This is a genomic window from Mesorhizobium sp. ArgA1 (assembly GCF_053714375.1).
In genome coordinates this window covers 1-5544 of record NZ_JBSKBQ010000059.1, presented here as the reverse complement: position 1 = coordinate 5544, position 5544 = coordinate 1, and the positions used below count along the sequence as shown (strand labels likewise).

Here is a 5544-nt window from a genome sequence, read left to right as displayed (position 1 = left end):
AAGAAATTAACCTGGAAGACGTCGCGTCAAACATGCATCGGCGTGTCGATCGAGTTCAGCGGCTGTTGCCGTCATTCGGCGAAATGCCGGCATTGATGACCAACGCGTGTAATTGGCCGCCATGCGCCTTTGTGCGCAGGTAAGTTCTCGGTTTATCGCCCGCGTTTCCGTGGTTTCAGTTTCCTGATCGCTTCCGCCAACCATTCGATCGCGCCAGGTGTCGCCTGCCAGGCTTTGCCGTTCTCTTCGACATACTCACCTGCCTCGTCTTCGCCGCCCATGGTGATGTAGCCATCCAGGGAGGCGACGAGGGGCGCCTACGGGACAAGAGCACAAACCCCGGCGCCAAACAGGTCGCCGCGATGGAAGCGGCGATCAACAAGAAATATGGGCACGCGACGCCAGAAACGGCCCGCATGAAAGTGGCGGCTCGAGAAGCGGTTGCACCCTAGAGCAAGGCGGCGAAGTGCGAGCGCCGCGTTTGCGCGAGGTCGAGCAGCGCCGGGACGAGACGCGCGATCAGAATCGCGCAGCGGCCGAGAATACGTCACGGGATCTAGATCGGTGTCACGCCAACGCTGCGAAAATTATCGGGGACGACGAAACGCGCGAACCAAGCACGGCGGCTGTTAGCTCTGACAGAAGACTAATTTCACCTGAGGCTGCCGCGCCGTATGTTTGCGGCAGCCTCATCCTGCATTTTGGAGACAGGCAGGGCGAGAAGGGCCTTTAGTTCAAGTCGATCGTGACTTTATCGATCGTTCCGTTGAACGCGAAGGGCATTTGGTACGCCTGGCTGACCGGTGATCCCAAGTCTTTGCCGACATCCAGGGTCTCAAGATATCCATTAGCCAGATTAGCGATCCTGGCCTGCCCCTGGGGCACCCCGTCGATGACCATCTCGATGGTGCCCTTGCCGCCGCCACCCGACGTGAAGAAGTCTTTGGTTCGGCCACCCGGTTTCTTCGGATCATCAGGCGCGTCGGGCTCGAACTTCGCTTCAATTGTGATGTGTCGTGCTCCCGGCGCGAGTGGCTTGGAAACGATCTTGCCGTCCGGGTGGCTGGAGGTGTTGGTTTCGAAAACCGCACGGCCGTCCTGGACATAGAGCGTGTAGCCCATCTGCGTCCCACCATTTGCGATAATGACGCCTTCAGTCTTGTCGTTCGAAATCGTGACATCGGCGTTGATGGTGGCCCCACGATAGCCCGAGAAGTCAATAACTTTTCCCGGGATACGTTCGACGCCCTGTCGGAACACGAAGTGCGTTCGTCCACCCCCCAGCTTGCGAGTTCCCGGTAATCTGCCTTCCACGAGCGGATAAACATTGTTCCGGCGTGCTTCACTGTCGAACAGGGCGACCAACTCTTTTAGCTTCGTCGGATTGGTGGAAGCGAGGTTGTGGGCCTGACTGTAATCCGTCGCCAGGTTGTACAATTCCCAAGGATGATCGTTTTTGCGATCATCCTTGCCCGAACCCCAAGGCAGCCGGTTCATCTTCCCGGCCCACCAGCCATCCTTGTAGATGCCAAGGCTTCCTATTGTCTCGAAATACTGCTGCGTATGACGCGATGGCGCCTGCGGCGCAGCGAAGGTATAGGCCAGGCTCTGACCTTCCAGCGGGGTCTGCTTCACACCGTTTATCTGCTCTGGAGCCGAGATGCCCGCAGCCTCGTAAATGGTCGGTGCAATGTCGGTCACATGCTGGAATTGCCCGCGAACGCCCGTGGTGCCGCGCAGCCGGGCTGGCCAGGAGACGATGAGCGGGTCGGTGGTCCCGCCCAGGAATGCTGACACCGGCTTGGCCCACTGGAACGGGGCATCAAGGGCCCAGCCCCAGCCCGACGCATAGTTGTTGAAGTATTGGTTGCTGCCGAGCTTGATCTTGGAGCGCTCCTCGACCGAGGCATACTCTCCATCCAATGTGCGAGCATCGTTGCCCAGCGGGCTGCCTTCGCCGCTCGCGCCGTTATCGCCAATGATGTAGAGGACGAGCGTATTGTCCCACTGCCCCTCATCGCGGACAGCCTGAAGCAGGCGGCCAATCTCGTGATCGGTCTGTTCGAAGAACCCCGCGTAGACCTCCGCCTGGCGGCTCAGGAGCTTTCGTTCCTCGGGTGTCAGCGAATCCCACGCCGGCAGTTCCTCGGGCCGCGGCGTCAGTTTGGCATTGGCCGGTATGATCCCGGACTTTTTCTGCCGCTCGAAAGTTTGCTTGCGCAACTCGTCCCAACCGGCATCGAACCTGCCCTTGTACTTGGCGATCCATTCCTCGCTGACCTGGTGAGGCGAGTGGGTGGCGCCAGGGGCGAAGTACAGGAAGAACGGCTTGTCCGCCGCAAGTGCATCATGCTGATGTAGCCAGGTGATCGCGTCGTTGGCCATATCGGTCGTCAGATGATAGCCCTGACTGGGGGTGGTCGACGGCTCGACTGCGACCGTATTGCGGTACAATGCCGGCGTCCACTGGCTGTCGGCTCCTTCCAGAAAGCCGTAGAAATACTCGAACCCCAGACCGGTGGGCCACCGATCGAACGGACCGACCGGGCTCGTCTGCCATACGGGCGTATTGTGCCACTTGCCGAACGCTGCAGTCGAATAGCCATTGCCCTTCAGCACTTCTGCTATCGAAGCGGCGCTCTTGGGCCAGAGACTGTTATATCCCGGGTGTGCGGCATCCGCGCCTTGGGTGAAGGTGCCGAAGCCCACCTGGTGCGAGTTGCGGCCGGTCAGGAGCGCGGCTCTGGTGGGTGAGCAATACGCGTTGACATGGAAGTTGTTGTAAAGCAGCCCTTCACGCGCCAATCGCTCGAGATTGGGGGCGGCCGCAGGTCCTCCCGTAACGGAGGAGGCACTGAAGCCGACATCATCGAGAAGTATGACGATCACGTTGGGAGCCCCCTTAGGAGCCTTTACTTCCTCGAGCGAACTCGGGACAGACTTATTGACGCCCGGATCTGTCTTGCCGGCCAAGAGCGACGGCTCACGCGGCAGCCCCCCCGCCGCGATGGCGTCTACGCGCCAACCGGCTGTTAGAACCAGTCCACCCAGCAAGGTTCCCAGTAAATACTTCTTCCTGCGCAAAATAACTCTCCTTCGCTGTCGATCAATCAGGACAAATCGAATGGAATTGTCCTGAAGGTTTTTCGATCTTCAAATTATCCTAAGTTCGCATCAGCGGAGGAGCCGGGGCGTAACCGAGAATGCTTTTGCGCAAGCGCCGGGCAGGACTTCTCTTTCACCGCCGCACACACCGGAAGCCGATATGCGATGTCGACGTGTCGATCATTTCTGGGTGACGCGCGGCAGGGCGATAACGCTGACAGTAGTTTGCCGCACATAGGTGCGAGCCGCCCTTGAGCACCTTACGACCGATGCGAACGCCAGGCTGGGAGGGATCGAAACTGTCCTTGCGCGTACCGCCACGTGGATTGCTGAGTGAGCAGCAGGAAGGCTTTGCGCCCTTGCTTGGGATCGAGGGGCGCTCACCCCACCAGTCCCGTGTCCACTCCCAGGTGTTGCCGATCATGTCGAAGAGGCCATACCCGTTGGGCGGGAAGCTGCTTACCGGCGACGTGCGCTCCCAGCCATCGAGCATCTGGTTCGCGACCGGAAACAACCCCTGCCAGTAGTTGGCCATCATCGCGCCGCCCGGCGCCAGTTCGTCACCCCAGGCGTAATCCTTTCCATCCAGGCCCCCTCTTGCAGCGAACTCGAACTCCGCTTCGGTCGGCAGGTCCTTGCCCGCCCATTTGGCGTAAGCTTCCACATCGGAGTAGGCGACCTGCACGACCGGGTGGTCCCATAGATCTAGCGTATCGATGTCGCTGTCAGGCCCGACCGGGTGGCGCCAATCGGCGCCGAACACAAACTGCCACCAGTTGCTGAAATCGGATGTGCCGACCAAGCCTACCGTCTTGTGAAAGACGAGCGATCCCGGGTGCGCCATCTCTTCTGCCATGCCGGGGTACTGTTTCGGATCGGGCGCAACCTGCGCAACCGTGGCGTGGCCGGTTGCCGCGACGAACTCGGCGAACTGCCGATTGGTTACCGGCGTGGCGTCTATCCAGAAGCCGTCGACCGATACGCGTCGTGGCGGCGCTTCTTCGGGATAGAACCTCTCAGACCCCATGGTGAAGGCGCCACCCGGAATCCACATCATCCCATCTGTCGGAAGTGAGGCAGGCGATAGGGACGTCAAGACAGCGGATGAAGCACCCGTCGTCTGTCGATGAACCGACCTCTTCGTCATGCCGTCAGAACCTGTGCGAGATCGTGGCGGCAGAACTAAGGTCACTCGCATGGCGGGAGCCGAGGGACTCTCCCACATCGATCAGATCATAGATTTCAGACGTGAGCCCATATTGATGGCTGATACTCCCAGCGACGTTGGTGACGAGCGATCTTGTCTTGGAAGGACGATGGAAATTGCCGGAAAGACTAACGACGGTCGGATTGGGCATAAGCGATATTCCTGATAACATACGCTGCCGCTAGCACGGCCACCGCTTAACTCTACAAAATTCATAGCGATTAAAAAGAAAGCAGACACTGGTCTGAACGCTGATGCAGATATAATATTCCCAATCGGTGGCCATACGCACAATGCGGTTGCTCTCATCAGTGCTGCCGACTAACGCATTATGAGATCCGGAGCTTAAGATATGACACGGGCTCCCGCGAGCTTCCGGAAGAGATCTTACGGCTGATCAGAGAGCTTTCTGCGGAGGGTAGGGTACTCTTTATCACGCATGATCAACAGGTGGCATCGATAGCGGACCAGATTGTAACTCTTGAGAGTGAAGGGCCACCGGAAGATGGGCGATCTCCTGGTTGATGAGGAGGTGACCCGCTATCTCGATATTGTCGGCTGTGCTGAACCATTGAAGGAGTACCCGGGCTCAGCACCGCCGATCGCCACAGCAATCTGCGCGTCAAGCCTCGACATATTTCTGTGCGGGGAACCGGGAAAAGGCCCGCCTCACGCGGGTTTCGCTACGATTTAATTGATGCTCGCGATCCACTCGCCGGATGCTGATTTGGCAAAGCCGACAATCCTTTGGATAGGCTGCGCCCCAGGCGAAATTTTGACTGAGGTCATGCAGGCGACCCCTGGGTCAGAACCGGTTTTGTCGCATTTGTCCGAGCGCCACAGAAATTTCTGGCATATTGTTTTCTGTCCCAAACGAGGGGAGACGCCGCATGAGCTTTGCGGTACGCCGCTGTTGCTTCGGCCTCCGACGGCGCCTCGACTGTCGGGATCGGGCAAAGGGAGGGGTCGGCGGAGATAGCGGCGGCCAATTCGGCCTTAGAAATCTGAGCTTCCACCTCTCAATCTATGCGGAAACGAGCGTGTTTTTGCCTTGCTGTCGTCGGGTTAGCTCGCTCTGATGAAGATAGACCGCGAACGTGTCCCATGGGGGGTGATCGAGAGTCGAGGTCGCCCTGGATGGCGTGAGCGAGTGCGGCCTCGACATTGCGCTCATGGGCCAGGCTCAGCAGTTCTACCGTCAGACGGCAGGCATCGCGCTCCGGCAGCGCCTC

The 5544-nt window shown here is 59.1% G+C and carries 3 protein-coding genes and 2 pseudogenes; all 5 read right to left on the bottom strand.

Features of this window, described 5'->3' with window-relative positions:
* Positions 1 to 152: 152 nt before the first annotated feature.
* Entirely contained in the window at positions 153 to 281 is a 129-nt protein-coding gene (locus ACWGTI_RS31975) for a hypothetical protein (protein ID WP_454578811.1), read from the bottom strand.
* 448 nt (positions 282 to 729) lie between these two features.
* Positions 730 to 3084, bottom strand: coding sequence for an arylsulfatase (locus ACWGTI_RS31970; RefSeq protein ID WP_454578810.1), 2355 nt, complete (start codon positions 3082 to 3084; stop codon positions 730 to 732).
* 154 nt (positions 3085 to 3238) lie between these two features.
* Positions 3239 to 4162 carry a formylglycine-generating enzyme family protein gene (locus tag ACWGTI_RS31965; RefSeq protein ID WP_454578809.1) on the bottom strand — a complete coding sequence of 308 codons (924 nt, stop codon included), beginning with the start codon at positions 4160 to 4162 and terminating at the stop codon, positions 3239 to 3241.
* A gap of 840 nt (positions 4163 to 5002) precedes the next feature.
* Positions 5003 to 5331: pseudogene (locus ACWGTI_RS31960) on the bottom strand (hypothetical protein); the annotation flags it as partial.
* Positions 5332 to 5544, bottom strand: a pseudogene (locus tag ACWGTI_RS31955) (hypothetical protein); the annotation flags it as partial.